We start from the raw sequence: 23887 nt of genomic DNA, 5'->3' as shown, positions 1-23887 counted from the left end.
GGAGTGTGGCACGGTGAACTCTCGGCCAGTAATTTATTCGTTCGGAGCAATTAGGTGCCAGCACTTTCGACCAACAAAATCTCCTTCGTTTCGTCTGGCACACCGCAGTCAACTGCGGCCAAAGCGGAGCTGATCGCCAAATATGGTGATTACCCCCCTGTGGAAGCAGATGTCATCGTTGCCCTTGGCGGCGACGGATTTATGTTGGAAACGCTGCACACGGTAATGGACCGTCAAATCCCGGTTTACGGGATGAATTTCGGCTCCGTTGGCTTCATGATGAACGACTTTGACATCGAAGGTCTTACACAACGGCTAGAACGCGCCGAACCGACACAAATTCATCCGCTAAGAATGACAGCAACAACAAAACAGGGCGAAACCCACACAGCGCTAGCGCTCAACGAAGTGTCGCTTCTGCGCAAGTCCTACCAAGCTGCCAAAATTGAAATTCTTGTCGACGGAAAAACCCGAATCGACGAGTTGATTTGTGATGGGGTACTTGTCGCTACACCTGCAGGTTCAACGGCTTACAACCTATCGGCTCAAGGGCCAATATTGCCGATTGAGGCCCCTCTTCTCGCGCTGACACCAATATCACCATTCCGGCCGCGACGCTGGCGTGGTGCCATTCTTTCCAATCGTGCTGAAGTGACATTTCGAATTCGAGAAATCGACAAAAGACCTGTCAACGCAGTCGCCGATAGCCTAGAAATAGTTGATGTGCTCGAAGTGCAGATTTCAGAATCACGTACACACGTCGTAACCCTGCTATTTGACCCAGGCCATAGTCTTGATGAGCGGATTTTAAACGAGCAATTCGACTATTAAAGTCAGGCAGCAGGCAACGCCAATTGTTGAGCAATCTCTTCATCCCGAAGATGGGTGATTTTAATGGCGACGTCACTGTCTGCCTCGTTGCAAAAACTTGCCATCACACCCCGTGCAGCTTCGCGCGCTAAGGCAACATTTTGCTCATTGAGATAGCCAAACACCGTTTCTAAGCTGTCCGGTATATTGCCTTCATGATCATCGATCAGCGCACTAATAAGTTGTGAAACTACAAAATGACGTCCAGCAACATCAACCTCAAGATCGGCCTCGCGCGCAAGAATAGTCAACCGCGCCATAAGATTGCGCAAAGAAGGCTCAAATCCACACCTTGTGTAAAGTGCATGCAGCGCTCGGCGTGTGCCTGAATGCAAGATACCATCCGCTTTTTGCGTTGGCAGTTCTGCAAGCACCGCAAGGGCGGTGACAAAAAACTGTGTTCGACCATTCACAATTGCATTTATCAAAAGGCGCGGCGTCAAACGCTCTGATTGGTAAAGCGCGTAAACATAATCGAACTGCTCAGCGCTCGGTTCACCAGCCACCAAACCAGTGGTTGCCTTGTCCAATTGGTCACGCATAAGCCGGTTGAGCCGTCGCTTTTGAATGGTGCCCTTCACAATGCGCGCGCCCATGAGGGCATCCGTTATTCGTTCCGTCAGCAAAAATCGTCCGGCAATCGGTAAGTCATTGCGGGCCAACAATAGCCCACGCATGGGCGCGTCATCACACCAGCGATCCGCCAGTTCGATCACAAGATCGGGCGGCAATACAAGGTCCAAACGCCCTAACAGCAGCTCATCGATTTGACGACATTGTTGATTGGCCAGAGCATTGCAAAGTTTTTCACCAACATTCGCCCTCGCCAGAATGGCTTCTGCGACGCGCACCGCATCCTTGCTGATAAGAGCAACCAAGTCGCCATCCAACAGGACGGGTGAGAACTGCACAACGGCGGCCGCAATAATTGGCTCATCTTGCGCCAATGCAAACATCAATGGGCGTGGGGCATTTGGGGAGCGCAATAATTCGTACGCCAAAGCGGCCCGAACTTTTACCGAACTATCATCCAAGAAACTTAAAACCGCAGCGTAAAGCGCGGCCTGCTCATCTGCAGGCCCTTCATGCTCTAGATAAGCACGCGCCGCAATTCTTGCAGCCTGTCCGCGTTCCTCACTATGGGGGGATTGCGACAATGAATGATACTCATGAAATCCAAGCACGCTAGCGCCTTTACACAACACAAAGAAAACTAAGGCGAGCTTACCCGCGAAGGTTTAATGAAGCGTTCACCATAAAATTTCGCGATTTTAGTTGCTATAGAACCGAGAGAAAAACGACTGCGTTCGCGCCGCCAAATCTTCTTCAACCACCTTATCCTGCTCTTTTAATGCAGGCGGCCCAATTCGACTGGGTAAAGCATCAGCGGCCGGCGTACGGTAAAGAGATTCAAAAGGCGTGACCGGTTTTTTTGCATTGCCAACGGAAAACGGTCCCGTGGGTGCAACTGCCATTTGTTGCGCTGCAAAGGCCGCAGAGCTTTGTGCGGCTTGTGATGGCCCCAACTCTTGGTGCTTGGCCACAAGTACTTGATAAACTTGCTTGATCGTCCGAGGTCGACCACCTTCATAAAAGATAGATTTGTTGGCTTTTGCCTGTGAGGGAAAGCGCTCTGCAGCAATAGAATTGGGTTGGCTTAAACCAAGGTCAAAGAACTTTTCAGCACCCCGCGCGCCCATAAAGTGCGCAATATACAATTCACCAGGTGATGGCATCCGACCAAATTTTTCTTGCAAATATTGCCCGTTACGCCGGGTAAATGCTGCCGCCAAATCCGCAGACATTTCCGGGTTTTCGCGAAGGGACAAAATGCCAGCCTTCAGCTTATTGTCGCGAACTTCGTATCCGTCCGATGTGCGCTCAATTTTATCCGCAATCGAGCCATACCCAAGCTTGGGACCCTCTTCTTTGATGACCTCCAGCCAAGTGCCCTCAATAAACTGAAATAGACCAACAGCACTCGATGTCTTGGCCTTGGCTTCCGGATTGAGCGAACTTTCACGCATTGCCGTTTGCAGCAAATAGTCAAAATCCACACCATTCTTGTCCCCGGCCTTAGATAAAGCCTGAGTAAGATGGAGGGGCACTTGAACCGGCTTTACACCAGACATGATATTTTCAACTTTTGTAGCATTGGATCAACTTTAACAAAGCATAAACGTCGTTAAACAATTGTTAACCACGCCAATATTGTACAACATCTTCCACTGCGGGGCGTGGCCGTTCTTGTGGCGCAACGGTTGGCGTACCAATGTGGATAAAGCCTGCAAAATACTCGTCGGTTTTCGCACCCAAAATTTTGGCTGCATCCACATCAAATGCAAACCACCTTGTAACCCAATGGGCAGCAAATCCTAGCGCATTTGCCCCGTGCAATAAATTGAAGCAAACACAACCTGCCGACAGTTCCTGTTCAATTTTTGGCACCTTTGCATGCAATTTTGCGGTTGAAATAACCCCAATGGTCAGTGGCGCTGGCAAAAACCGATTACGTTCTGCATCCAAAAGCTCGTTTGGAGTTTCAGGATTACGTTGCAACATCAGCTCGGCCAATTTCTCACCGGCTTTTGCACGCTCAGCCCCGGCAATAACAACAAGACGCCATGGCACAATCTTCCCGTGATCCGGAACCCGCGTTGCAATTTCAAATAGTTCGGCCAATTGGCTTTCGCTTGGTCCGGGTTCGGCCAAAAACGACGCGGTTATTGACCGGCGCGTCTTCAAATAATCCACAAGCTGGCGGTTTTCGCTCATTTGTTACTTCAAACCTCACACAATTTTGAAAATATCAACTGTTTATGCCATAGCTTAGCCGCAAACTAAATCCAAACAGGATTGAAATATGATTGTGAGTTGGTCAGCCAACTCTTTATCAGGTTTTAATTGCAAGCGCGGCGCACATGAACAACAAAATTTGGCTAGCAATCAGTGTTTTAACACTCGTTTTCGGTGTACCCTCTTATGCACAAGAAAGCGCACCCGTGCCTCCCACCAGGCCCGAAACATTCGACAATTCAAATAGTTCTACGTCAAATCCGAATCAGGACATCACCGCGCCGACCGCTGGGGACGCGACAGACCCTAAAAATAATTCAATGCCACAACAACCAAAAGGCGACCCACAACCCGTCAGCATTAGTGCGCGGGTTGCTGAGGATGGCCCATTCATTCCAAACGGAGTGGAGTGGCGGATTTATTCGATATTGCCCAATGAAAACGGTGAGCTTGAGCTTATTACACGCTCCAAAGATGCAACAGCCAGTTTCGGCTTAGCGCCCGGCGATTATATTGCACATGCTTCGTTTGGCAGAGCTCAGGCATCCGACACGATCAATGTTGTTGAAGGCCCCAATCAAATTGAACTCATTTTGAACGCTGGCGGGCTACAACTAAATGCAGCGGTCACCGGAGATATCTCCATTCCCAACCGATGGCTCCGTTTTACGGTTTACGCGGATAGCGCCGAAGGCGGACAGAGAATCGTTGCCCAGTCGGTTGCTCCGGGCAAAGTGCTGCACCTAAATTCTGGAACCTATAGCGTGGTTTCCCATTTCGGCGACGTCAACGCGACGGCCAAAGCAGATCTGCGCGTTGAACCCGGCCAACTCACATCCGCCACGCTTTATCATAAAGCCGCATTGGCAACGTTTAAACTTGTGTCAGAGCCGGGTGGCGAAGCGATTGCAGATACCGAATGGACCATTAAAACACCAGACGGTGTGACCATTCACGAAGAGAAAAACGCATTCCCACAAACAGTGTTGGAACAAGGCGAATACATCTTGATCGCCAAATTGGGTACGCGCGTTTTTAATCGCGAGTTCGAAATTGTTCCCGGCCTGCCCCGCGAAATCGAAATGCTGGTGATTTCAAACTGATCCAATCAGTTATGCACCGCGTATATGGTTCAACTGCGGGAGCAAAAATAATGAAAAAACTCAACATTTTCACAGCATTTTTAGTCGTTCTTCTAACATTTTCAGGTACGGCACTTGCTGGTCAATTTCCATCAATCAGCGCTAAAAACCTGAACGAAGTCAAAATGAATTTACCTGGCGACTTCGGAGCACGTCGTTCAATCGTAATGATTGCCTATTCGCAAAAACAACAAGATGACGTCAATACATGGCTACCGTTTTTGCAGCAGGCTGCAAAAAAATCAGGTGTTAAATTTTATGAGACACCGGTGATTTCATCGGGCTATGGATTGATGAGCGGCTTTATCAATAACGGCATGCGCTCTGGCATTACCAGCAAATCCACGCGCGCCAAGACCATCACGCTTTTTACCAATGTGGGCACATTTAACCGCAAAATTGGCGTTAGCGGCACCAACACCATTCATGCGGTGGTGATCGACAAAAATGGCAAGGTACTTGAAACGGTAAGCGGCACTTATTCCAAGGCAAAAGGCCAAAAAATAAACGCCGCCTTATAAAGTAAGCTCATTCAAAAATTGCTAGCGTAGGTCTGGCGGGGTTCCCTCTTCCACCAAACTAGCAATCGCGTCCTCGACGGGCATGACCTTTTGGCCTTGTTCCCCCAAGCGGCGAACGGAAACTGTACCTTCGTTTGCCTCGCGCTCGCCGAGGACTAGAATTGCCGGCACTTTGTTCGTCGAATGCTCACGCACTTTGTAGTTGATCTTTTCGTTGCGGAAATCGGTTTCAACCCGAATGCCTGCAGCTTTTAGCTTTTCAACAACCGCCAAGGCTGCCGGGTCCACATCGGAAATGATGGTGGCAACCACAGCTTGGGTCGGTGCCAACCACATCGGCATCCGCCCCGCATGGTTTTCAATCAAAATCCCAATGAACCGTTCCAACGTACCCAGTACGGCGCGGTGCAACATCACTGGTACCTGACGAGAGCTGTCCTCAGCAATATATGAAGCACCCAGACGTTCAGGCAACACAAAGTCGAGTTGCAACGTACCACACTGCCAAGACCGACCAATCGCGTCTTTTAGGTGGAATTCTAGTTTTGGCCCATAAAACGCGCCATCGCCTTCTGCAATTTCAAATTCACGACCAGTGGCACGCAATGCATCGCCAAGGCCCTTTTCCGCTAAGTCCCAAACATCGTCGGTCCCCGCCCGCATTTCAGGTCGGGTCGCCAACAAGATTTTGACTTCGGTAAAGCCCATATCCTCATAGACAGAATCAAGCAACGCGCAGAACGCTTCGGTTTCAGAAGTCACCTGATCTTCACGACAGAAAATGTGACCATCATCTTGGGTCATCTGACGCACACGCATCAAGCCATGCAACGCGCCATGCGCCTCGTTCCGGTGACAACACCCAAACTCGGCCATCCGCAACGGCAAATCACGGTATGATTTAATGCCCTGATTGAAAATCTGGATATGGGCTGGGCAATTCATTGGCTTTAGCGCCAACAATTTTGCGTCCTGTTCTACTTCCAAATGCTCAGAATCAGATGAAAACTCAATATCAGGCACCACAAACATGTCTTCGCGGAACTTTGACCAGTGGCCGGATTTTTCCCAAAGCTTGCTGTCCATCAATTGCGGTGTTTTCACCTCGCCATAACCAGCATTGCCCACCTTACGGCGGATATATTGTTCCATCTGGTTATAGATGGTGAAGCCTTTTGGGTGCCAAAACACTGAACCTTGGGCTTCTTCTTGCAAATGGAACAAGTCCATTTCCTTGCCCAATTTCCGGTGATCGCGCTTTTCTGCTTCTTCAATCATATGAAGATATGCATCAAGCTGCTTTTGGTTTGCCCAAGCCGTGCCATAAATACGTGACAACATCTTATTGTTGCTGTCGCCGCGCCAATAAGCACCAGCCACTTTGGTCAGTTTAAACGCAACGCCGATGTCTTTTGTTGTGCGCATATGCGGCCCACGACAAACATCCATCCATTGGCCTTGCTTGTAGATTTTGACATCTTCATCAGCCGCAATCGCGTCGATCAGCTCAACTTTGTACTCTTCGCCCTTGGCCTTAAATACGCGTTTTGCTTCATCGCGATCCCAAACTTCTCTGGTGAACTCAGCACCACGTTCAATAATCTGGCGCATCTTCTTTTCGATGACGACAAAATCTTGCTCTGTGAAATGCTGGTCGCGTGCAAAATCGTAATAGAACCCGTTCTCGATTGACGGTCCAATTGTTACCTGTGTGTCAGGCCACAACTCTTGTACAGCTTCCGCGAGTACGTGCGCGCAGTCGTGCCGGATAAGTTCCAGCGCGGCTTCGTCATCACGCAACACAAACTCAATTGTGCCGTCTTTTTCAAACGGTTGCGCCAGATCAACAATCTCGCCTTCCACCCGCATCGCGACCGTCTTTTTCGCCAGCGATTTTGAAATGGAATTTACGATGGTGGTGCCGGTGGTACCTGCAGGATATTCCCGAACAGCACCATCAGGAAACGACACATTGACCATGATCTTTCTCCACTTCAATCAATATCGCCACGCCAGCATTATTGCTGTGTGATCGGTCAGAAAAGTTGCTTTAACATGTTTTAGAATTATTTCCAGCGCCCAAATCGCCAAGGCGCGTACCAACGGCCAATTGAGGGCAAATTTTCTGGAATTGGGTCAAATCCATCACTGCCACCGGGCCGGCAGCGATAGATTCTAGCGGCGCCAATCCAACCACCCGGCCAAAAGCCATACTTTTTTATGGCTTCTAGGGTGAACTCCGAACAGGTTGGCGCATGACGACAGGTGCGGCCGGTAAAGGCGGAAAGACTGTAGCGATAGATAAGAATAAGCCCGATTGCCGCCCATCTGAATGGAAAGTCAATGACTGTGCCAACCAATTTGAGCATTATACAACGCGCTCTTTTTGCTGAGCTTCATATTGATCAATCGCATCCACAACCGCTTCGAACACGAGCAATGTTGATGTATGACGTGGCTTATAGTCTTTCACAGGCTCCAAATATTTCAAATCTTCCCACTTTTCGGTCGGCGGAGGACCATCCTCTTTTAGCATGGCAATCATTTGCGTTCGAACGGCGCGCAGCTCATCAATACTGGACCCGATAATTTGCTGGGCGACAATTGAGGCAGACGTTTGCCCCAATGCGCAGGCATTCACTTCATGCGCATAGTCAACGATATGGTCGTTTTCTATCGCCAATTGCACATCAATGCTGGACCCGCAAATGCGCGAAACGCGCCGCGCTTCAGCGTCCGGCGCCACCAGTGGCGTCGTTTGCGGCAAATTACCCGCTAGTTCCAAAATTCTGTCGCTGTAAATCTGATTTATGCTCATCAATTCGCCATCACAAAATGGGTATGCACTTGTTTATTGTCACACCATTACCTTATATAGGGCGAGAAGTGAGAAACACCAATGCTCGGTAATTTCGTTTAAGGCGTTACGAAATTGTAAACCGTTCAGCCGTTGTGTGCGTATTAAAGGTCGACGCCACCAGGAGATCACCATGGATGCGACCGCCAAACCATTAAAACCAGCTATTGACGTACAAGTTCAAAAAGATCGCCCTTCTCGCGCAGAAGCGGAAGCCGCGGTACGCACCCTAATTGCGTGGGCCGGAGATGACCCAAAGCGGGAGGGGCTTTTAGATACCCCTGGGCGCGTTGTGCGTGCATATGAAGAACTGTTCCAAGGCTACACCCAAGATCCCCTTGAAACCCTAAGCCGTACCTTTGATGAAGTGGGCGGATATGATGACATTGTGTTCGTCAAAGACATTCCGTTTTTCTCACATTGTGAGCATCATATGGTGCCGTTTGTCGGCAAAGCACACATTGCGTATTTACCGACCGATGGCGTTGTTGGCTTGTCAAAGCTTGCCCGCGTAACTGACGTTTTTGCAAAACGCCTACAGACCCAAGAAACACTGACCGCACAAATCATTGATGCCATAAATGAAGCGCTTAACCCGCGTGGCGCTGCCGTGATGCTTGAAGCAGAACACATGTGCATGTCCCTTAGAGGCGTGAAAAAACATGGCGCTTCCACTGTAACTCAACGCTTTACGGGTGTTTTCGCAGAAGAAATGATGGAGCAACAACGTTTCTTCTCCCTCCTGAATATGGGTAAAAGCTAGTTGCGCTTACCCATTTAGATTGCCGGAAAACAATGGCTGAATTTAACGACCAAACGACGCTGACCAAATCTGAAATTGAGGCGGGGGACATTTTTGCCCCTCGTTTCGACAATAACGGCCTAATTCTCGCTGTCACATGCGACGCGCAGACCAACGAAGTTTTGATGGCCGCCTATATGAACGAACAAGCGATCAGCCTGACGTTAGAAACCGGTTTCGTGCATTATTTTTCACGCTCGCGCCAAAGTCTTTGGAAAAAAGGCGAAAGTTCCGGCGAACTACAGCAATTGGTCGAAATGCGCACCGATTGTGATCAGGATATTCTGCAAATTCTGGCTCTTCAAACCGGCACCGGCGCTGCCTGCCATACCGGGCGAAAATCTTGTCTCTACCGTAAAGTTGTTGTTGAAAACGGCAAAGCTAAGTTAGCTGACCTTGGTATGCAGCCACTGTTCGATCCCAAGGACGTTTACAACAAATAATTGCTAAAACGCGCGGTGTTCTAACCACGCCACCATGAAGTAACCAGCTACAAATCCACCCAGGTGCGCTTGCCATGCCACAGAGCCGTCAACGCCCATTAAACCGGGTGCAACCCCGAAAACTACGTTTAATACCAGCCAGAAGCCCGCGAAGCCAAACGCCCGTTTGTTCTTAACTATTTCGATCAAACTCGCCAGTTTTCGACCCACCACAACGACCTCACCGGTCTCAGGGTTTAGTCTTGTTTGGGGTGGTTGAAACACGAAACGAGTCGCCCCGCCAATAAAGGCAGATACCGCGCCAGATGCCCCAATCAACACTGAAAATCCACCACCAGACATCGCAGCGAAAACAAGCGCGCCAACCGCCGAGCCAAACAGAAAAACCGCAATAAATCCAATATTGCCATATCGCTGTGCGACAGGACTGCCAAAAACCACCAGCCACGCTATATTGAAGATCAAATGTTGCCACCCAACATGCAAAAAAGCGTGTGAAAACAAAGAGTAATACCGCGCGAACTCGCCACCGCGAAGCTCCACAGGTAACAAATCGCGCTGGGTAATATATCCGAACTGCACGAAGAGCAGATCATAAGAATCAGCACTCAACATCAACGTCGCAGCAAGATGAATGAGAAACAGCAATCCAACGGTTATCGTCACGATAAACGGCAAATTGAATGCTGGCGGCTGCCCTTGTGGTTTTTGCGGGTCGTTTTGCTCGGGTGGGAAATTCATGTGTGCTCCTTATTTCACCCTTATGCCCGTTCTTTTTGGTTTTTTCCACAGCCGTCGTCCGCGTTAACCTTAATAAAGCTTTAAGGGCGATTTTTCCTGCCAAATGGTTCAGGTTGGTGAAGCAAATCTTAAAAGCCTAAACGAACTGATCGTCGATGAAACGGCGCCGGACAATTTGAATGCGGGGAATATGACTGACATGCAAATGCAAAGCACGCAGCGGTTGTACAATTATTGGAACGAACTACGTGGTACGCGCAGCGCACCGGAGCGTCGTGACGTCGATCCAACAAAGATACGCAATGCACTAGCAAATACCTTTATTTTGGAAGCCTCCCCCGACCACGACACATTTAATTTCCGTCTGGCTGGCTCCCATATCTGTTCGACCTATTGTCGCGAGCTAAAAAACCGATCATTCATCGATTTGTGGCACCGCCGCGACAAGGATGCGATTGAAACGCTGATCAAGGCTGTAACAGATGATCACGCGGCGGCATTGGTAACGTTTAACGGCACCAGCCAGCACAACGCCCAACTGACATTTGAAACAATTTTGCTTCCCCTTCGTCACAATGGGTCAACCAACAAAAGAATTATCGGCTCCATTACAGCATTTGAAGAACCATTATGGTTTGGCACTCAGCCCATCATGGAACAGCGGATCACCGGCTTACGCTTGATCTGGCCAGACGACCAAAAATCCGAGTTTTCCGGGCGAGACCTCAGCACTGACGTTGATTTTCATGACAGCGAAGATGTCATCGATATTCGTTCAAACTATGGTCAGTCATCAACAGTATTTGGTTTAAGTGCGCGACGTTATGCTCACCTTTCAGTAATTGACGGCGGCAAACGGTAAAAAATTACTTAGTCCCTTACATTCGGTTAACCAACCCGATGCTATCTTTGCCGACATCACAAATAGGTCGGCGAAGACTTTATGCATACTCAGGCTCTAAATTCCGAACCGTCATCAACTCAACCGCACACCGAACCTGCGCGGTTTCAAAGCGTCAAAGTTTCATTGCTGGGTCGCTACATGTTGGCTGACCGCCGTGAATTTCCTTGCCAAGTTGTTGAAATGTCGCCGGGCGACGCCCATGTCATTGCGCCGGAATTGGGCAATATTGGCGAGCGGGTTGTTGCCTATATCGACCATTTAGGTCGTATCGAGGGCGAAATCACCGATATGATTGATGGCGGATTTGTCATCAACGTCAACGCATCTCCTCGCAAACGCGAAAAATTTGCAGCACAACTAACTTGGTTTGCAAATAAAGATATTCTAAATCTGCCAGAAGATCGCCGTCACGAGCGGCAGGTGCCCGATATTCGCCATTCACGCATCATCTTAGAAGATGGTCGCAATTACAAATGTAAGATTATCGATATTTCACTATCTGGCGCGGCTGTCGAAATTGACGTCAAGCCTGCAATGGGTACACCCATCACCATTGGGCGCATGCGCGCGCGGGTCATTCGACACTTTGACGATGGCATCGCGGTTGAGTTTTCTTCCGTGCAAGAAATATTCACCGTCGTTCAGGCAAGCCTTCGATCTGAATAGTTCTATATATAATACAGTTCAAACCAAAGTCGCCCGCACAATCATGCGGGCTTTTTTGTGTGCGCCGCCAGCACATGCTTAATAAGGCCTAAATCTAACCCCTTGATTTTGAATAAAAGTCTCCCGTTTTATTTTTCAAGCCCGAAATTTTCGATCTCCATAGTGATCCTCGTCAGGGAGATTACAAATGGAAAATTTCAAACGGGTACTTCGCAATATGATGATCGGCGCAACATTGGTTGCTGCCCTTACATCAACAGCACAGGCGATTTCATCAAATGAGGCATTCGTTGCCGAAGTAAGCGAAACATCAATTCCAATGGGTCATGCACAATTTTGCAAGTCGCACCCAATTGAATGTAAACAAAATGCTAAGCTCGTTTCTTACGAAACGCTCACTCAAGGCAAATGGCAGAAACTTTTGGACGTAAATGCCAAGTTCAACGCAGAAATTCAGCCAATAAATGATATCGATCTATACCAAACCGTTGAGTTTTGGACATACCCAAAAGGTTTTGGTGATTGTGAAGATTATGTATTGGCTAAACGCAAAGCCCTAATCCAAGCAGGTTGGGCACCAAGCACTCTTCTTGTAACCGTTGTTAAACAGAAGTCAGGTGAAGGCCACGCCGTTCTTACAGTACGTACAGATCGTGGCGACCTTATCTTGGACAACCAGAACGGTCTCATCAAAGTATGGAGCGAAACACCATACTCATACATCAAACGTCAGTCTCAGGTTCATGCCGGTCGCTGGATGGAGCTAGCAGACAACAGATCAATCGTTCTTGCGAGCAACTAAGCTTCAGTACGATTTCAAGAAATTTCGGCCAATTTTCCAACCCTGACACCGGCCGGAACACAAAGACCAGCTTTCCCCGAAGCTGGTCTTTGGCTATTTTGGGCGGTATGTTAGTCCTCTGACCCATCCAAAATCTAGGCAGCCTGATGCAACCGATATTTGAAACTGAACGACTTATTGTGCGTCCACGCACCAAAGATGATTTAGAAGCGTGCTTGGCGATGGATCGTGATCCACTTGTGACCAAGTTTATCCCTGGCCCATGGGCAGTTCCTGACGAACATTTGGCGTTCGTTTTGGCCAGAATGAATGAAAACTATCCTGCTGGAATGGGTTATTGGGCAGTCACCGAAAAAATCGCACCAGACAATTTTCTGGGATGGATTATGCTGGTGCCCTGTGACGCTGAAAATGAAGGCGAAATCGGCTGGCGTTTCATCCGTCAAAGTTGGGGACTTGGCTACGCGACAGAAGCTGCTGAGCCGGTGTTGCGCTACGCCCTACAAACCTTAAAACTTTCAAACATCATTGCAGAAATCGATGCTGAAAATCATGGATCAAGAAAAGTTGCGCAAAAAATCGGGTTGCACACGACAGACCCAAGTAACGCCGACCTATTTCAGATCGGCGCAAAAACAGTCTGAAGCTCATTATGCTGGTTTAAGCGCTTTAAGGTAATGCTGACCGCGCTCAACATAATTCGCCGCGTGCGCGATACGGTCGGAAAATGTCGCCTCGTCCAGTGTTTTACGCACTTTTCCAGGCATACCTAACACCATAGAAAACGGCGGGATTTGCTGCCCTTCGGTCACAACGGCACCAGCACCAACAATCGAGCCACGTCCGATAACACTGCCGTTCATGATGGTTGCCCCCATACCGACCAACACGCCCTCTTCCAACACGCATCCGTGTAAAATGGCACGATGCCCAACGGTGCAATTATCACCGATGATACAAGGGTAGCCGGGGTCAGTGTGTAGAACGCTCAGATCTTGAATGTTGGCGTTCTCCCCAATGACGATTGGTTCATTGTCGCCACGCAATACCGCACCAAACCAGATATTTGACTTCGACTTCGCAACAACATTACCGATTAGGTCCGCGCTTTGCGCGACGAAAACGTCATCTGCCAGCTGAGGGACGATACCGTCAAATTCATAAAGCATGGATCAAAAGCCCAACACGCCCATATAGAACCAAAGTACCCCGAGCCCGATCACGAAGCTCCAACCAAATGCGATAAAGGCTGACAATAGAGCTTGGCTCATTTGCATGCCACCGGCACTGTCCCGGCTCCATCCCATATGCAGCATGATAAAAGGTCCGCAAACAAAACTCATCGAAAGATGAGCAATAGTGACAAAAACATTGTCACCGTCAAATCGCAGCGCTGCCTGTTGCTTCCAAACCGATTGGTAGAAATAGGTCGATGCACCAGCGAAGGCGATGCCTACTCCAATGATGTAAAGTGCTATCAAAAACTCGTTTGTCACTTCTATCCCTTGAATCGCTCGATGTTTACGTTTTGTTAAACATATTTCTGCGTCTATCATTTGTCACGTACGACTCATGAGAATGGTTAACACGCCAAATCGGGAAAAAATGCCAAATCAGAGCAACCAAAAATCTAAAAACTCACTATTTTCCAACATCTTAGGAATGATGGTGGTTTTGGCTCTTGCAGGTATTTTGATCGTATATGTCATGGAATATTTTGAAAAAAAATCCGCCAAATCCGACAATCAGGCAAATACAGAAATTTCGTTTTCAATTGCGGCGGCCGAAATGCAAGCGCCAAGTCAATGGATGCTGACCAACTTTGGTCCCGATGAAACCGTATTCAGTTCTGTAGATATGGAAATTCCCATCAGGCTTGATGGCGTAGAACACCAAATCAGCGTGACATTATTGCCAAGCTCTAAAGCCGCGCCCAGTGCCTATTTGTTGGATACGCTGTACATTCATAAATTCGACAATGCCGCATCGGGGCAATCCTATGGGCTCATCATCAAAAAACTGAAAGATGAAGCCGGATTTGAAGATGAGGAAATTTGGTATGATGCGCTAAGCGCTAGACCATTTGTCGCAAAGTGCCTCAATGAAGGCAATGCTCAGCTGAAAAGCAAGAATTGCATTACAACTATATTGGTCAATAAGCGCGTGTCCGCGCTTATAAAATTTGAACAAGGCCTGATGCCCCAGTGGCGCACATTCTCAGCAGCAATTAGCGAAAAGCTAAACCTGCTAAACAAACGCCCCTAAAGCCGGTCTTTATGCGTATTCTTCTAGATCAATATCAAGAATTGCCATTTGGAAATTAAACGAACGCTCGCCTTCGTCTTCATCCAAATACATCACACCGATAAACTCTTCGCCCAGATAAACCTCAGCAGAATCAGTCTTTTTCGGCCGCACACGAACTTCAAACGCCGGATTGGCGAATTTGGCCCGCAAATATTTCGTTAGATTTTCAATTTCTTCTTTTGTCATTTTTGACCACCGCTTTTGGCGTTAAACATTACAGGCGAACCTATCAAGATCGCGCCTTCGCTCAACCGCTAGATTGGTTTTCCCCATCTTAGCTGAATTTTTGATTCTCTTGGTGAAATGCCTTGCGCCATTCCCCATCTCGCTCGATCCAAAGCACCAAGCACACATTCTCATTACCGTGATTATCGGTGCGGTTATACGCTAAACAACAGCTATCATTCGATCCGAAATAGCCCCACAAACGCACAATGTTCTGCTTTTTTGTTGTAACCAAATCAGCACAATATTCAGCTCTGGCTAAAGTGCTACCTCTTGCATCAAAGCTGACAAAGTCGGTAGCTAAGGCACAATTGGTAAGATCCGAACTTGCAGTTTGCAACGCTTCTTCACGCTGCCAAATTTGCGCCAACATGTCCTGTTGGCTGGCTGACAATTCAGTCTTTTTGGCTTGGGCTATCATCGACAATCATCTGGTCCATTCTGGATGCAGGTTGAGCACAACCGGCTTCTCCCACAACCTTTGCAGGAACCCCAGCTACAGTCGTCTTAGCAGGCACATCCTTTAGAACTACTGAACCCGCAGCAACGCGCGCGCAATCGCCAATAGAAATGTTGCCCAAAATCTTCGCACCAGCACCAATCATCACGCCACACCCGATTTTTGGGTGGCGGTTGCCATCTTCTTTGCCCGTTCCACCAAGGGTTACCGCATGCAAGAGTGATACATCGTTACCCACTCGAGCCGTCTCGCCGATCACCAATCCCGTTGCGTGATCCACCATAATGCCGCGACCAATTTTTGCAGCCGGGTGAATATCAACCTGGAAAACCTGCGACGCTCGACTTTGCAGATATCGCGCGAAATCTCGCCTACCCGAATGCCAAAGCGCATGGGCAAAACGATAAGTCTGAATGGCCTGGAAGCCTTTGAAAAACAACACTGGATCGATCAAACGATTGCATGCCGGGTCACGCTCAAGTGTAGCGGCCAAGTCAGAGCGAATGGCTTCCACAACTTCAGGCTTCTCGCGCAGAACATCAAAAAATGCACGCCGAATAATTGCGGCAGGCATATCACGATGGTCCAGCAATTCAGACGTTCTATAGACAATTGCCTCTTCAACCCGCTCGTGGTTGAGAACGTTGGCGATAACAAAACCAGAAAAAGCTGGCTCATTGGCCATCATTTTCTCTGCGTCACCGCAAATTGCATTCCAAATCGGGTCAACAATTGTTGGTTTTTGTGATTGCAAAATTGTTTCGGCCATCGCTGGTCTCCAAATCCGTCTCAACTCTATATAGGCGTGATTGTGCCCAAATCTATATTCCGCTCAACTAAACGGCGTAATGCTGTTCAAAGAACGATAGCACAGCTTTCTTAAACTGTTTATCCCCGGTCGCGCGCATGTGATCACGACCTTCTATTACGAAAGCCTCACCGTTCTTCATCAACGCCGCCAACGGCTCTGGCCTGCCACCAACTTCATCTTCGCTACCGACGGCAACAAGAACTGGCATTTGAATGGCGCTGACTTCAGCTTCGGTGATTTTTTGACGCGATGAGCCCATACAGGCGGCCAGCGCTTTGCGGTCGCTTTTTGTGTGATCAGCAAAGACCCGAAACATCCGCCCTGTTTTGTCGGTTACGTCTTCAAGTCGAGGGGCCATAAGCGCTTCAACAATAACACCAGAAGAAGACATGCCAACTGTCATGTTTTCGCCCAAACCGCCGAACACGGCGCATTTGACCAGTTCCGGTGCGGTCATGCTGACATAGGCACAAATTCGCGCGCCCATGGAATATCCCATAATCGCAACATCTTTGACGCCCAAAAACTTGATCAGATTTACCGAATCTTTGGCCATCTCGCTCGAGGGATAAGCCTCAGAATCATATATCTTTTCGGACTTGCCGTGACCGCGATTATCAATCGTGACAACGCGATACCCTGCACTGACCAATTCTTCAGTCCATCCCGTATCAACCCAGTTGATTTTGCCGTTCGACCCAAAGCCGTGGACCAACAAGATTGTAGGGCCCTCACCATAGATAGAATAAGCGATTTCGTAGCCTTCAGATTGAAAGTGCGGCATTTTGGCCTCTATTTAGTTGCATTTAGGGGGCTCAATATCAGCAAAATGTGTTTTGGCAAATTGTCATCTTGATCCACAACAGGTATACGCTGTTAAAGGCATTGAGTTCGGATCTAGTTCCCTCTTCCTGTCACGAGACCATTTTTGAAAAAACGAGAGCAATATGGCACACGGCACAACACCACATTATCACAACGCAATGGGCATCCAAAAAATCGAAATTGGGTCCAAAGAGTTCAAATGTGTTGGCGCACTGCCACCATTCGATCATCCCCACATCTTTTTGGATATGGGCCAAGATAATGACATCGTATGCCCTTACTGCTCAACACATTACATCCATAATGGTAATCTTGGCGCCGCAGCTTCTTCTCCTAAAGAAGCCGTTTTCGACGCTCAGAAGGCATAGAAAACGAGGACTAAATGAGCCCCAATAAAGCAATTTCAATTAATGGGGCTGGCATTGCCGGGCTGACATTGGCCATCGCGCTGGCCAAATTCGGTTTTCGTGTGGTCGTCGCTGAGCAACAGTCAGAAATTTCAGAATTTGGTGCCGGGTTGCAAATCAGCCCCAACGCTCGGCGTGCTCTTAATGCCTTGGGCCTGAGTGAGCTAATCGGCGAAAAGAGCTTTGAGCCCGCTGGCATTGATATTTATAGCCACGGCAAGCCAAACCCAATTGCTGAGGTTACATTGGGCAAGTTTGCCGCTGATCGATATGACGGTACGCCCTACGCTGTCATGCACCGCGCAGATCTAGCCCAACAGCTTTACAAAGCTACCAAGAGCTTCCCCAATATCGAAGTCTTATTCGGCGTGACCAACACGCGGGTTGAAGATATTGGTGATGGCGTGTCGGTCATCATCGAACGAGAGGGCCATTCACCCTACCCCGTTACAGCCCGCGCCCACATTGGCGCAGATGGTGTTCGGTCCCACACGCGCATCGATATGCTAGGGGGCAAGCGTCCGCAATATTCTGGCTATGTCGCTTGGCGCGCAATGGCTGACTTTGATCAACTGAGCAAAATTGTTTCCACAGAACGCTCGTCGCTTTTCTGGGGACCAGACTACCACATGGTCGTCTACCCGCTGGCCGAACGTAAGCAGTTCAACGTCGCGCTATTCACTGAGTTTTCGTTGCCGCTTGAAGACAGCGACACGCCAGAAATTAGCAACAAATCGTTACGTAAAAACAGCATCTTAGCACGAATTTTAGAATCAATTTCTGATCCATGGACCGCTTGGCCCCTGTTTAGCGTGAAGACTTCAACTTGGTATAAAGGCAATGTCGCAATTTTGGGAGATGCAGCCCACGCGATGCTGCCTTTTCAAGCGCAAGGCGCCGCAATGGCAATTGAAGATGCAGCTTTACTCGCTGCAATTTTTGCGTCCGATGCGGACAACAAAACCGCTTTTGAAAAATGGCAATCCCTGCGCAAACCGCGCGCCGACGCAATTCAAGACGTGTCGCAAAAAAATGCTTACATCTTCCATTTATCCCCACCCCTAAGTTGGGGTAGAGACTTCGTCGTGTCAGGCAAAAATGCCGATGCACATTTGAAGCGACTTGACTGGATTTATAAGCACGACCCGTTCGAAGGCATGGTGGGTCCAACTTCATAAAAGCGGACTTTTGTCCTATTTAGTATCGTTTTGTACCGTAATTGTCGCGGAACGTTTCAGCACAAACGCGATACAATCCCGATACATTCATGCTTTAGTTTCAATTTACCCCTTAAACAAAGCACTTGCTATTCCCATATCGGGCGTGTCAATTGCGACGATAATCAAAGACGAATTTGGACGATAATGACTGGTGTGAAAAACCCCCGCCTGGCGCTGATCTTTATTTTGGTCACTGTGTTTATCGATATTTTGGGCCTTGGGATCATCGTTCCGGTTTTGCCTGATTTGTTGGAAGAACTGACAGCCGAAAAAGTATCAAGCGCCGCTGCATATGGTGGGTTCTTGATTGCTGCTTACGCGTTGATGCAATTCATATTTTCACCAATCTTGGGCAACCTATCTGATCGATTTGGCCGCCGCCCAATTCTCCTCGCCTCCCTGTTTGGCCTAACCCTTGATTACTTATTGATGGGGTTTGCACCGACCATTATGTGGCTTTTCATCGGTCGCATCGTCGCCGGCATTATGGGCGCAGCGGTCTCCACCGCTACGGCCTATATCGCTGACATTTCGGAAAAAGAAAAACGAGCCCAAAATTTCGGCCTTATCGGCGCAGCGTTTGGAGCGGGGTTTATCATTGGCCCGGCGATCGGTGGCCAACTTGGCGAAATCGGCACCCGAGTGCCCTTCTTTGCCGCAGCTGGAATTGCCTTCCTGAACTTCGTTTATGGGTACTTCATCCTTCCTGAAAGCTTGGGTATGCGCAAGCGCCGTCGGTTTGACGCCAAACGCGCTAACCCATTGGGAATGCTGATTTCTCTCAAGAAATTTCCTTACATCCTTTCCTTCTTGGCTGTCCTAATGTGCTTTTCGTTCGCGCTACAATCATACCAAAGCATTTGGAGTTTCTTTGCGAAAGAACGCTTCAGCTGGACAAGCGGCCAAATCGGCCTTTCTGTTTCTGCCTTTGGTGTCATGTTTGTCGTTGTTCAAGCCATTCTCATCCGGCCAGCGATAAAATGGTTTGGCGAAACATGGTCCGTCGCATTTGGACTGTGTTTTGCAATGATTGGCTATTTCGGTTTGGCATTCGTTGATACGACCATTGCGCTGTACGCATTTTTGGTGCCTGGCGCCCTTGGCGGCCTCGTCGTGCCCAGCCTAAACGGCATCATGTCGAACGGCGTTACAGACAACGCGCAAGGTGAATTGCAAGGCGGGGTAAATGCCATTAATTCCATGACCGCGTTCGTTGCGCCAATTGTTTTGACGCAACTGTTCGCCTATTTCAGCCACTCCCCCAACGCACCGATGTATTTCCCCGGCGTTCCGTTTTTCGCCTCAGGGCTAGCCATTATCGTGGGCGTTATTATCTTCTCGCAAGCAGTGGTTCGAGCAGGTCTTTTAAGCAAACCAAAGCTTGGCAACAAAGACCTCTAGTGCGCTGTTTAAGCTGACCATTTTTCATAAATGAGATTGGCGACCATCAAATCAAGATGTGCGCCACCACCATTTTTGAAAACTGTAATCTCATCATCAGTTTTGCGCCCAACATCTTTGCTCTGCGCAAAATCATAATAGTCCGCCAGCACATCACTTTCGCTGATTACGCCATCGGCAAGCGGAATGGCCAACTCGCCAATATCGTGGATGGTGGTTTCGCGCGAATCGACGAATAAGCGGCCCTTGCGCAACAATTCATCGTCCGCCTCGCGCATATCCAAGCGAAACGCGCCGATTAAATCCACATGGGTTCCGGCTTGCACCCATTCACCCAAAATGACAGGGCTGCGTGCCATTGTGGCAGACGTGACAATGTCAGCCTCCCCCAAAGCGACGGCTAAATCTGTAGCAACTTCGCAATTCTTGTGGTCTGCCAACGCTTTCGCATTCTCTAAATTTCGGCTCCAGATTTTGATGGTTTCAAGTTCTGGAAAAACTTCGCGATAGGCATCGACCAATGAAGCTGCAACGATACCGGAACCGACCACCAAAAGGCATTTAGCATTCTTGCGCGCCAACAATCGCGCACCCAAAACACTGTCGCCAGCCGTTTTCCATTTCGTCACCAACTGCCCGTCAATCAAAGCTTTGATCGCACCGGTTTCATCATCAAACAACACCACAACCGCCTCAATTGTCGGCATTGGCGGCGTTCTTTGCGCGTTTGAAGGATAAATTGTCACTGACTTGAGCGCCAGCCCGAGCCCGTCGATCCATGCAGCACGATTGAGCATGGATTGTTCGCCGCGCTCCAGCGCAAGATCGCCTAACCGTGCCTTGGCATTTTGATGGCCAGCATAGATAGCGTCCGCCACGTCGCTCCAACTCAGTTTGGCGTCAACATCTTCAATAGAAATGAACGGGATGTGCATGATCTGCTCCTCATAACTTGGTCTAAGTCGAAACCAAGCGGTCCCTAAATGCAAGCCACATTTGGGCAATAGGCCAGATTTGGATACATTATCCGGCCACTAAATTAAAAAGCCCGACTGCGTATAAAGCAGCCGGGCCAAATCAATTTCATAAAAACAATTTTGGAGAAGAAGCCTAAGCGCGGCCAAACTCGTCTTCTAAGCGAACAATATCATCTTCACCCAAGTAGGAACCTGTTTGAACTTCAACCAATTCAAGCAAAATTTTACCCTTATTCTCCAAACGATGCACAGCGCCCAGCGGAATATAGACTGATTGGTTCTCGCTTAGAGTTTGCACGCTGTCATCAATTGTGACTTCAGCAGTACCACTTACCACAACCCAATGTTCGGACCGGTGATGATGCTTCTGCAATGAAAGCTTTTTACCTGGCTTCACAAACAAGCGTTTCACCTGAAAACGATTGCCAACCACTAAAGAAGAATAACCTCCCCAAGGGCGGTAGCAAGTCCGGTGCGTTTCGGTCAACGGCGCGGTGCGTGCATCGCTGCGCAACACCTTAACAAGCTTGCCAACTTCTTGCGCGTCACTTAAAGCGCCAACAAAAACAGCGTCTTCACTAACGATAACCGCAACATCATCAAGTCCATTGACGGTGACTTGGCCAACCTCAGAATAAACAAGCGAGTTTTTGGTTTTCGACAGCATCACGTCGCCAACAGCAACATTGCCTTCGCTGTCTTGATCGCTGGCTTTCCACACAGCGTCCCAGCTGCCAAGGTCAGACCATTCGATCGCTGCTGGTACAACAGCGGCCTTTTTTGTTTTCTCAAAAATGGCATAGTCGATTGAAATATCGGGGGCTTTGGCAAAATGTGCTTCGTTAAGACGCACAAAATCCAAATCCTTGTCCGCATTCTCAACCGCAGGGCCAACTGCCGCCGCAACTTCAGGGGCCAAGGCCTCAAATTCAGCAATCATCACATCGCGGTCAAACAAAAAGCTGCCCGAATTCCAAAAATGCTGACCACCAGCCACAAGCTGTTCGGCAGTTGCCAGATCAGGTTTTTCCACAAACTTAGCGACCTTGTGACCACCTTCGCTCAACGCTTCGCCTTGTTCGATATAGCCATAACCGGTTGCCGGTTCAGTTGGTTTGATCCCAAAGGTCACCAAATAACCAGCCGCAGCCACTTTAGCGGCTTCTTCAACGGCAGCATGATAATTTTCGCCGTCAATAATGCGATGATCGGAGGCAAGTGCGTAGATTAATTTGTCTTCGCTCTCAATGTGATCAAGATATTTGGTCGCCGCTAGAATAGCCGCAGAAGTGTTGCGCGCAATCGGTTCAAGCAAAATCGCGCCAAGTTCCATGCCCATTTCCTGCGCCTGCTCGGCCACTAGAAAACGATATTCCGCATTGGTGATGATCACAGGCGCGGCAAATTTATCGCTGTCGCTGACACGTTTTAGCGTTTGCTGAAAAAGGCTATCGCTGCCCGCAAGGTTTAAAAACTGTTTTGGCCGTGATGAACGGGAAATCGGCCATAGCCGTGTCCCTTTACCACCTGCCATAATTACCGGAACAATGCGCCCTACTTCACCGGACATCAAAGCCACTCCAAGTTCAAAAATAAAGTTACGAGATAAGGCTTTTTGCCCATCATTGCAAATATCAAATCATAACAGGTTGGTGCGGCCACATTTGCGCGACGCACTTCAACCCGTTTCAACAAACTTAGCCATTGAAATGGTGATGAATTTATGACAAACCGTCGCCTATTGCATGCATCATGCAAAATGCGGACGTGGTGAAATTGGTATACACAAGGGACTTAAAATCCCTCGCCTTAATCGGCTTACGGGTTCAAGTCCCGTCGTCCGCACCAAACCACTAGATACTTTGACAAACCACCATTTTGCACGTCTAGTTGCTGACAACCTGTGAGGACTTATGCCAAATTTAGTCGTACTAGCCGCTTTTGATAAAAATGAAGAAGGCGAACTTGTTGCTGCGTTTGATCCTATGCAAATGCCGAGTGAAGGAAGTGCAATCTCCAAAGCCAAGAAAATCGCAGACGACCATGATGGTGTTATCGCGTGGTCCAGATCGGCTGACCCGATGATGGGTGACTATGGTGAATCTGTGGAACTGTTCAAGTCAGGTGAAGTGCCGGATTTAGAGTAGGGTTTATGGGCGAAACGTACCAAAATTTCGCCGCATAACCCACGCAATAAGCGCAATACCTAGTCGTCAGCGCCGTCCTTGATAGGCGGAGCGTAAGACACATCCATGTCCCATGGGAAATAGATCCAGGTGTCTTGGGACACTTCGGTGACAAAGCTATCCACCAAATCACGCGCCAAAGGCTTGGCATAAACTGTTGCGAAATGGGCATTGGGCAACATTGCGCGAACAGCCCTTCCGGTTTTACCCGTGTCAACCAAATCGTCGACAATCAAAACTTTGGTGTCTGCGCCGGTATCCAGCGCAATGATGTTGTCGGCAATGCGCTTAAGAACAACAAGATCGCCCTGATCTTTATTGTCGTAAGACGCAATGGAAACGCTTTCGATAACGCGAATGCCCAATTCGCGGGCAATAATCGCTGCTGGCACCAAACCGCCACGGGTGATGCAAACGATGGCATCGAATGGCCCCTCAGCGTTCAAACGCCAAGCAAGCGCACGCGAATCGCGATGGAATTGATCCCATGATACGGGGAAGGATTTGTTTTGCGGTGCGCTCAT

Annotated in this window: 30 protein-coding genes and 1 tRNA gene; 15 read left to right on the top strand and 16 right to left on the bottom strand. The window is 48.7% G+C overall.

What is annotated here, in order from left to right:
- The first annotated feature begins 54 nt into the window (after positions 1 to 54).
- The gene (locus tag ACSHWX_RS04320) at positions 55 to 831 is read left to right on the top strand and encodes an NAD kinase (RefSeq protein WP_435666959.1); all 777 of its coding nucleotides are present in this window, start codon (positions 55 to 57) and stop codon (positions 829 to 831) included.
- Positions 832 to 833: 2 nt separating this feature from the next.
- On the opposite strand, the gene ACSHWX_RS04315 is transcribed toward ACSHWX_RS04320, so the two are convergent.
- The 3 genes from ACSHWX_RS04315 to ACSHWX_RS04305 form a co-directional block, all read right to left on the bottom strand.
- Positions 834 to 2054, bottom strand: a complete 1221-nt coding sequence (locus tag ACSHWX_RS04315; RefSeq protein ID WP_435666958.1) for a DUF2336 domain-containing protein — start codon at positions 2052 to 2054, stop codon at positions 834 to 836.
- Between the two features lie 87 nt (positions 2055 to 2141).
- Positions 2142 to 3002 (bottom strand): transglycosylase SLT domain-containing protein, encoded by an 861-nt coding sequence (locus tag ACSHWX_RS04310; protein WP_435666957.1) that lies wholly within the window; start codon positions 3000 to 3002, stop codon positions 2142 to 2144.
- A gap of 64 nt (positions 3003 to 3066) precedes the next feature.
- Entirely contained in the window at positions 3067 to 3645 is a 579-nt protein-coding gene (locus ACSHWX_RS04305) for a nitroreductase family protein (protein WP_435666956.1), read from the bottom strand.
- 146 nt (positions 3646 to 3791) lie between these two features.
- Between ACSHWX_RS04305 and ACSHWX_RS04300 the strand changes: the two genes are divergently transcribed.
- Complete coding sequence (locus ACSHWX_RS04300; RefSeq protein ID WP_435666955.1) at positions 3792 to 4769, top strand: hypothetical protein; 978 nt, start codon at positions 3792 to 3794, stop codon at positions 4767 to 4769.
- 50 nt (positions 4770 to 4819) lie between these two features.
- Positions 4820 to 5329 (top strand): hypothetical protein, encoded by a 510-nt coding sequence (locus ACSHWX_RS04295; protein ID WP_435666954.1) that lies wholly within the window; start codon positions 4820 to 4822, stop codon positions 5327 to 5329.
- A gap of 21 nt (positions 5330 to 5350) precedes the next feature.
- On the opposite strand, the gene thrS is transcribed toward ACSHWX_RS04295, so the two are convergent.
- The 3 genes from thrS to ACSHWX_RS04280 form a co-directional block, all read right to left on the bottom strand.
- Positions 5351 to 7309 (bottom strand): threonine--tRNA ligase, encoded by a 1959-nt coding sequence (gene thrS, locus ACSHWX_RS04290; RefSeq protein WP_435666953.1) that lies wholly within the window; start codon positions 7307 to 7309, stop codon positions 5351 to 5353.
- A gap of 86 nt (positions 7310 to 7395) precedes the next feature.
- Complete coding sequence (gene yidD / locus ACSHWX_RS04285; protein ID WP_435666952.1) at positions 7396 to 7698, bottom strand: membrane protein insertion efficiency factor YidD; 303 nt, start codon at positions 7696 to 7698, stop codon at positions 7396 to 7398.
- Complete coding sequence (locus ACSHWX_RS04280) at positions 7698 to 8147, bottom strand: iron-sulfur cluster assembly scaffold protein (RefSeq protein WP_435666951.1); 450 nt, start codon at positions 8145 to 8147, stop codon at positions 7698 to 7700. Before ACSHWX_RS04280 ends, yidD begins: the two co-directional genes overlap by 1 nt.
- Positions 8148 to 8319: 172 nt before the next feature.
- On the opposite strand from ACSHWX_RS04280, the gene folE reads away from it, so the two are divergent.
- The gene (folE, locus tag ACSHWX_RS04275; protein ID WP_435666950.1) at positions 8320 to 8949 is read left to right on the top strand and encodes a GTP cyclohydrolase I FolE; all 630 of its coding nucleotides are present in this window, start codon (positions 8320 to 8322) and stop codon (positions 8947 to 8949) included.
- 32 nt (positions 8950 to 8981) lie between these two features.
- Positions 8982 to 9431 carry a phosphoribosyl-AMP cyclohydrolase gene (gene hisI, locus ACSHWX_RS04270; RefSeq protein WP_435666949.1) on the top strand — a complete coding sequence of 150 codons (450 nt, stop codon included), beginning with the start codon at positions 8982 to 8984 and terminating at the stop codon, positions 9429 to 9431.
- A gap of 3 nt (positions 9432 to 9434) precedes the next feature.
- On the opposite strand, the gene ACSHWX_RS04265 is transcribed toward hisI, so the two are convergent.
- Complete coding sequence (locus tag ACSHWX_RS04265; RefSeq protein ID WP_435666948.1) at positions 9435 to 10172, bottom strand: rhomboid family intramembrane serine protease; 738 nt, start codon at positions 10170 to 10172, stop codon at positions 9435 to 9437.
- Positions 10173 to 10275: 103 nt separating this feature from the next.
- Between ACSHWX_RS04265 and ACSHWX_RS04260 the strand changes: the two genes are divergently transcribed.
- The 4 genes from ACSHWX_RS04260 (at position 10276) to ACSHWX_RS04245 (ending at position 13188) form a co-directional block, all read left to right on the top strand.
- Positions 10276 to 11034: a PAS domain-containing protein gene (locus tag ACSHWX_RS04260; RefSeq protein ID WP_435666947.1), complete on the top strand. Its 759-nt coding sequence runs from the start codon at positions 10276 to 10278 to the stop codon at positions 11032 to 11034.
- Positions 11035 to 11115: 81 nt separating this feature from the next.
- Positions 11116 to 11742, top strand: coding sequence for a PilZ domain-containing protein (locus ACSHWX_RS04255; RefSeq protein ID WP_435666946.1), 627 nt, complete (start codon positions 11116 to 11118; stop codon positions 11740 to 11742).
- Positions 11743 to 11929: 187 nt separating this feature from the next.
- A complete protein-coding gene (locus ACSHWX_RS04250) occupies positions 11930 to 12544 on the top strand; it encodes a transglutaminase-like cysteine peptidase (RefSeq protein WP_435666945.1) in 615 nt (204 codons plus the stop codon).
- 146 nt (positions 12545 to 12690) lie between these two features.
- The gene (locus tag ACSHWX_RS04245) at positions 12691 to 13188 is read left to right on the top strand and encodes a GNAT family N-acetyltransferase (protein ID WP_435666944.1); all 498 of its coding nucleotides are present in this window, start codon (positions 12691 to 12693) and stop codon (positions 13186 to 13188) included.
- Positions 13189 to 13194: 6 nt separating this feature from the next.
- Here the strand turns inward: ACSHWX_RS04245 and ACSHWX_RS04240 are convergent, their stop codons facing one another.
- Both ACSHWX_RS04240 and ACSHWX_RS04235 read right to left on the bottom strand, forming a co-directional pair.
- Positions 13195 to 13713 carry a gamma carbonic anhydrase family protein gene (locus tag ACSHWX_RS04240; protein WP_435666943.1) on the bottom strand — a complete coding sequence of 173 codons (519 nt, stop codon included), beginning with the start codon at positions 13711 to 13713 and terminating at the stop codon, positions 13195 to 13197.
- A gap of 3 nt (positions 13714 to 13716) precedes the next feature.
- On the bottom strand, positions 13717 to 14040 hold the full coding sequence (locus ACSHWX_RS04235) for a DUF6949 family protein (RefSeq protein ID WP_435666942.1): 324 nt from the start codon (positions 14038 to 14040) through the stop codon (positions 13717 to 13719).
- Positions 14041 to 14149: 109 nt separating this feature from the next.
- Between ACSHWX_RS04235 and ACSHWX_RS04230 the strand changes: the two genes are divergently transcribed.
- Positions 14150 to 14809, top strand: coding sequence for a hypothetical protein (locus tag ACSHWX_RS04230; protein WP_435666941.1), 660 nt, complete (start codon positions 14150 to 14152; stop codon positions 14807 to 14809).
- 9 nt (positions 14810 to 14818) lie between these two features.
- Here the strand turns inward: ACSHWX_RS04230 and ACSHWX_RS04225 are convergent, their stop codons facing one another.
- The 4 genes from ACSHWX_RS04225 to ACSHWX_RS04210 form a co-directional block, all read right to left on the bottom strand.
- Positions 14819 to 15037, bottom strand: coding sequence for a DUF3126 family protein (locus ACSHWX_RS04225; RefSeq protein WP_435666940.1), 219 nt, complete (start codon positions 15035 to 15037; stop codon positions 14819 to 14821).
- An 88-nt stretch (positions 15038 to 15125) separates the two neighbouring features.
- Positions 15126 to 15470, bottom strand: coding sequence for a hypothetical protein (locus ACSHWX_RS04220; protein ID WP_435666939.1), 345 nt, complete (start codon positions 15468 to 15470; stop codon positions 15126 to 15128).
- Between the two features lies 1 nt (position 15471).
- Entirely contained in the window at positions 15472 to 16305 is an 834-nt protein-coding gene (gene cysE, locus ACSHWX_RS04215) for a serine O-acetyltransferase (protein ID WP_435666938.1), read from the bottom strand.
- A gap of 67 nt (positions 16306 to 16372) precedes the next feature.
- Positions 16373 to 17131 carry an alpha/beta fold hydrolase gene (locus ACSHWX_RS04210; protein ID WP_435666937.1) on the bottom strand — a complete coding sequence of 253 codons (759 nt, stop codon included), beginning with the start codon at positions 17129 to 17131 and terminating at the stop codon, positions 16373 to 16375.
- Between the two features lie 163 nt (positions 17132 to 17294).
- On the opposite strand from ACSHWX_RS04210, the gene ACSHWX_RS04205 reads away from it, so the two are divergent.
- The 3 genes from ACSHWX_RS04205 to ACSHWX_RS04195 all read left to right on the top strand — a co-directional run bounded on the left by ACSHWX_RS04205 (position 17295) and on the right by ACSHWX_RS04195 (position 20200).
- Complete coding sequence (locus ACSHWX_RS04205; RefSeq protein ID WP_435666936.1) at positions 17295 to 17540, top strand: zinc-finger domain-containing protein; 246 nt, start codon at positions 17295 to 17297, stop codon at positions 17538 to 17540.
- A 14-nt stretch (positions 17541 to 17554) separates the two neighbouring features.
- On the top strand, positions 17555 to 18757 hold the full coding sequence (locus tag ACSHWX_RS04200; RefSeq protein WP_435666935.1) for an FAD-dependent monooxygenase: 1203 nt from the start codon (positions 17555 to 17557) through the stop codon (positions 18755 to 18757).
- Positions 18758 to 18943: 186 nt separating this feature from the next.
- Positions 18944 to 20200: a TCR/Tet family MFS transporter gene (locus ACSHWX_RS04195; RefSeq protein ID WP_435666934.1), complete on the top strand. Its 1257-nt coding sequence runs from the start codon at positions 18944 to 18946 to the stop codon at positions 20198 to 20200.
- A gap of 8 nt (positions 20201 to 20208) precedes the next feature.
- Here ACSHWX_RS04195 and ACSHWX_RS04190 read toward each other — a convergent pair whose 3' ends face one another.
- Both ACSHWX_RS04190 and ACSHWX_RS04185 read right to left on the bottom strand, forming a co-directional pair.
- Complete coding sequence (locus ACSHWX_RS04190; RefSeq protein WP_435666933.1) at positions 20209 to 21135, bottom strand: ornithine cyclodeaminase family protein; 927 nt, start codon at positions 21133 to 21135, stop codon at positions 20209 to 20211.
- A 175-nt stretch (positions 21136 to 21310) separates the two neighbouring features.
- On the bottom strand, positions 21311 to 22747 hold the full coding sequence (locus tag ACSHWX_RS04185; protein WP_435666932.1) for a mannose-1-phosphate guanylyltransferase/mannose-6-phosphate isomerase: 1437 nt from the start codon (positions 22745 to 22747) through the stop codon (positions 21311 to 21313).
- A 191-nt stretch (positions 22748 to 22938) separates the two neighbouring features.
- On the opposite strand from ACSHWX_RS04185, the gene ACSHWX_RS04180 reads away from it, so the two are divergent.
- A tRNA-Leu gene (locus tag ACSHWX_RS04180) sits at positions 22939 to 23025 on the top strand.
- A gap of 65 nt (positions 23026 to 23090) precedes the next feature.
- The gene (locus ACSHWX_RS04175) at positions 23091 to 23324 is read left to right on the top strand and encodes a hypothetical protein (RefSeq protein ID WP_435666931.1); all 234 of its coding nucleotides are present in this window, start codon (positions 23091 to 23093) and stop codon (positions 23322 to 23324) included.
- A gap of 59 nt (positions 23325 to 23383) precedes the next feature.
- On the opposite strand, the gene gpt is transcribed toward ACSHWX_RS04175, so the two are convergent.
- The gene (gene gpt / locus ACSHWX_RS04170; RefSeq protein WP_435666930.1) at positions 23384 to 23887 is read right to left on the bottom strand and encodes a xanthine phosphoribosyltransferase; all 504 of its coding nucleotides are present in this window, start codon (positions 23885 to 23887) and stop codon (positions 23384 to 23386) included.

Origin of the sequence: Maritalea sp., from assembly GCF_051251695.1 — a bacterium.
In the GTDB taxonomy this organism is placed as follows: Bacteria; Pseudomonadota; Alphaproteobacteria; order Rhizobiales; family Devosiaceae; genus Maritalea.
Note: the sequence above shows the minus strand (reverse complement) of the source record. Positions and strands in the feature narration are given on the sequence as shown.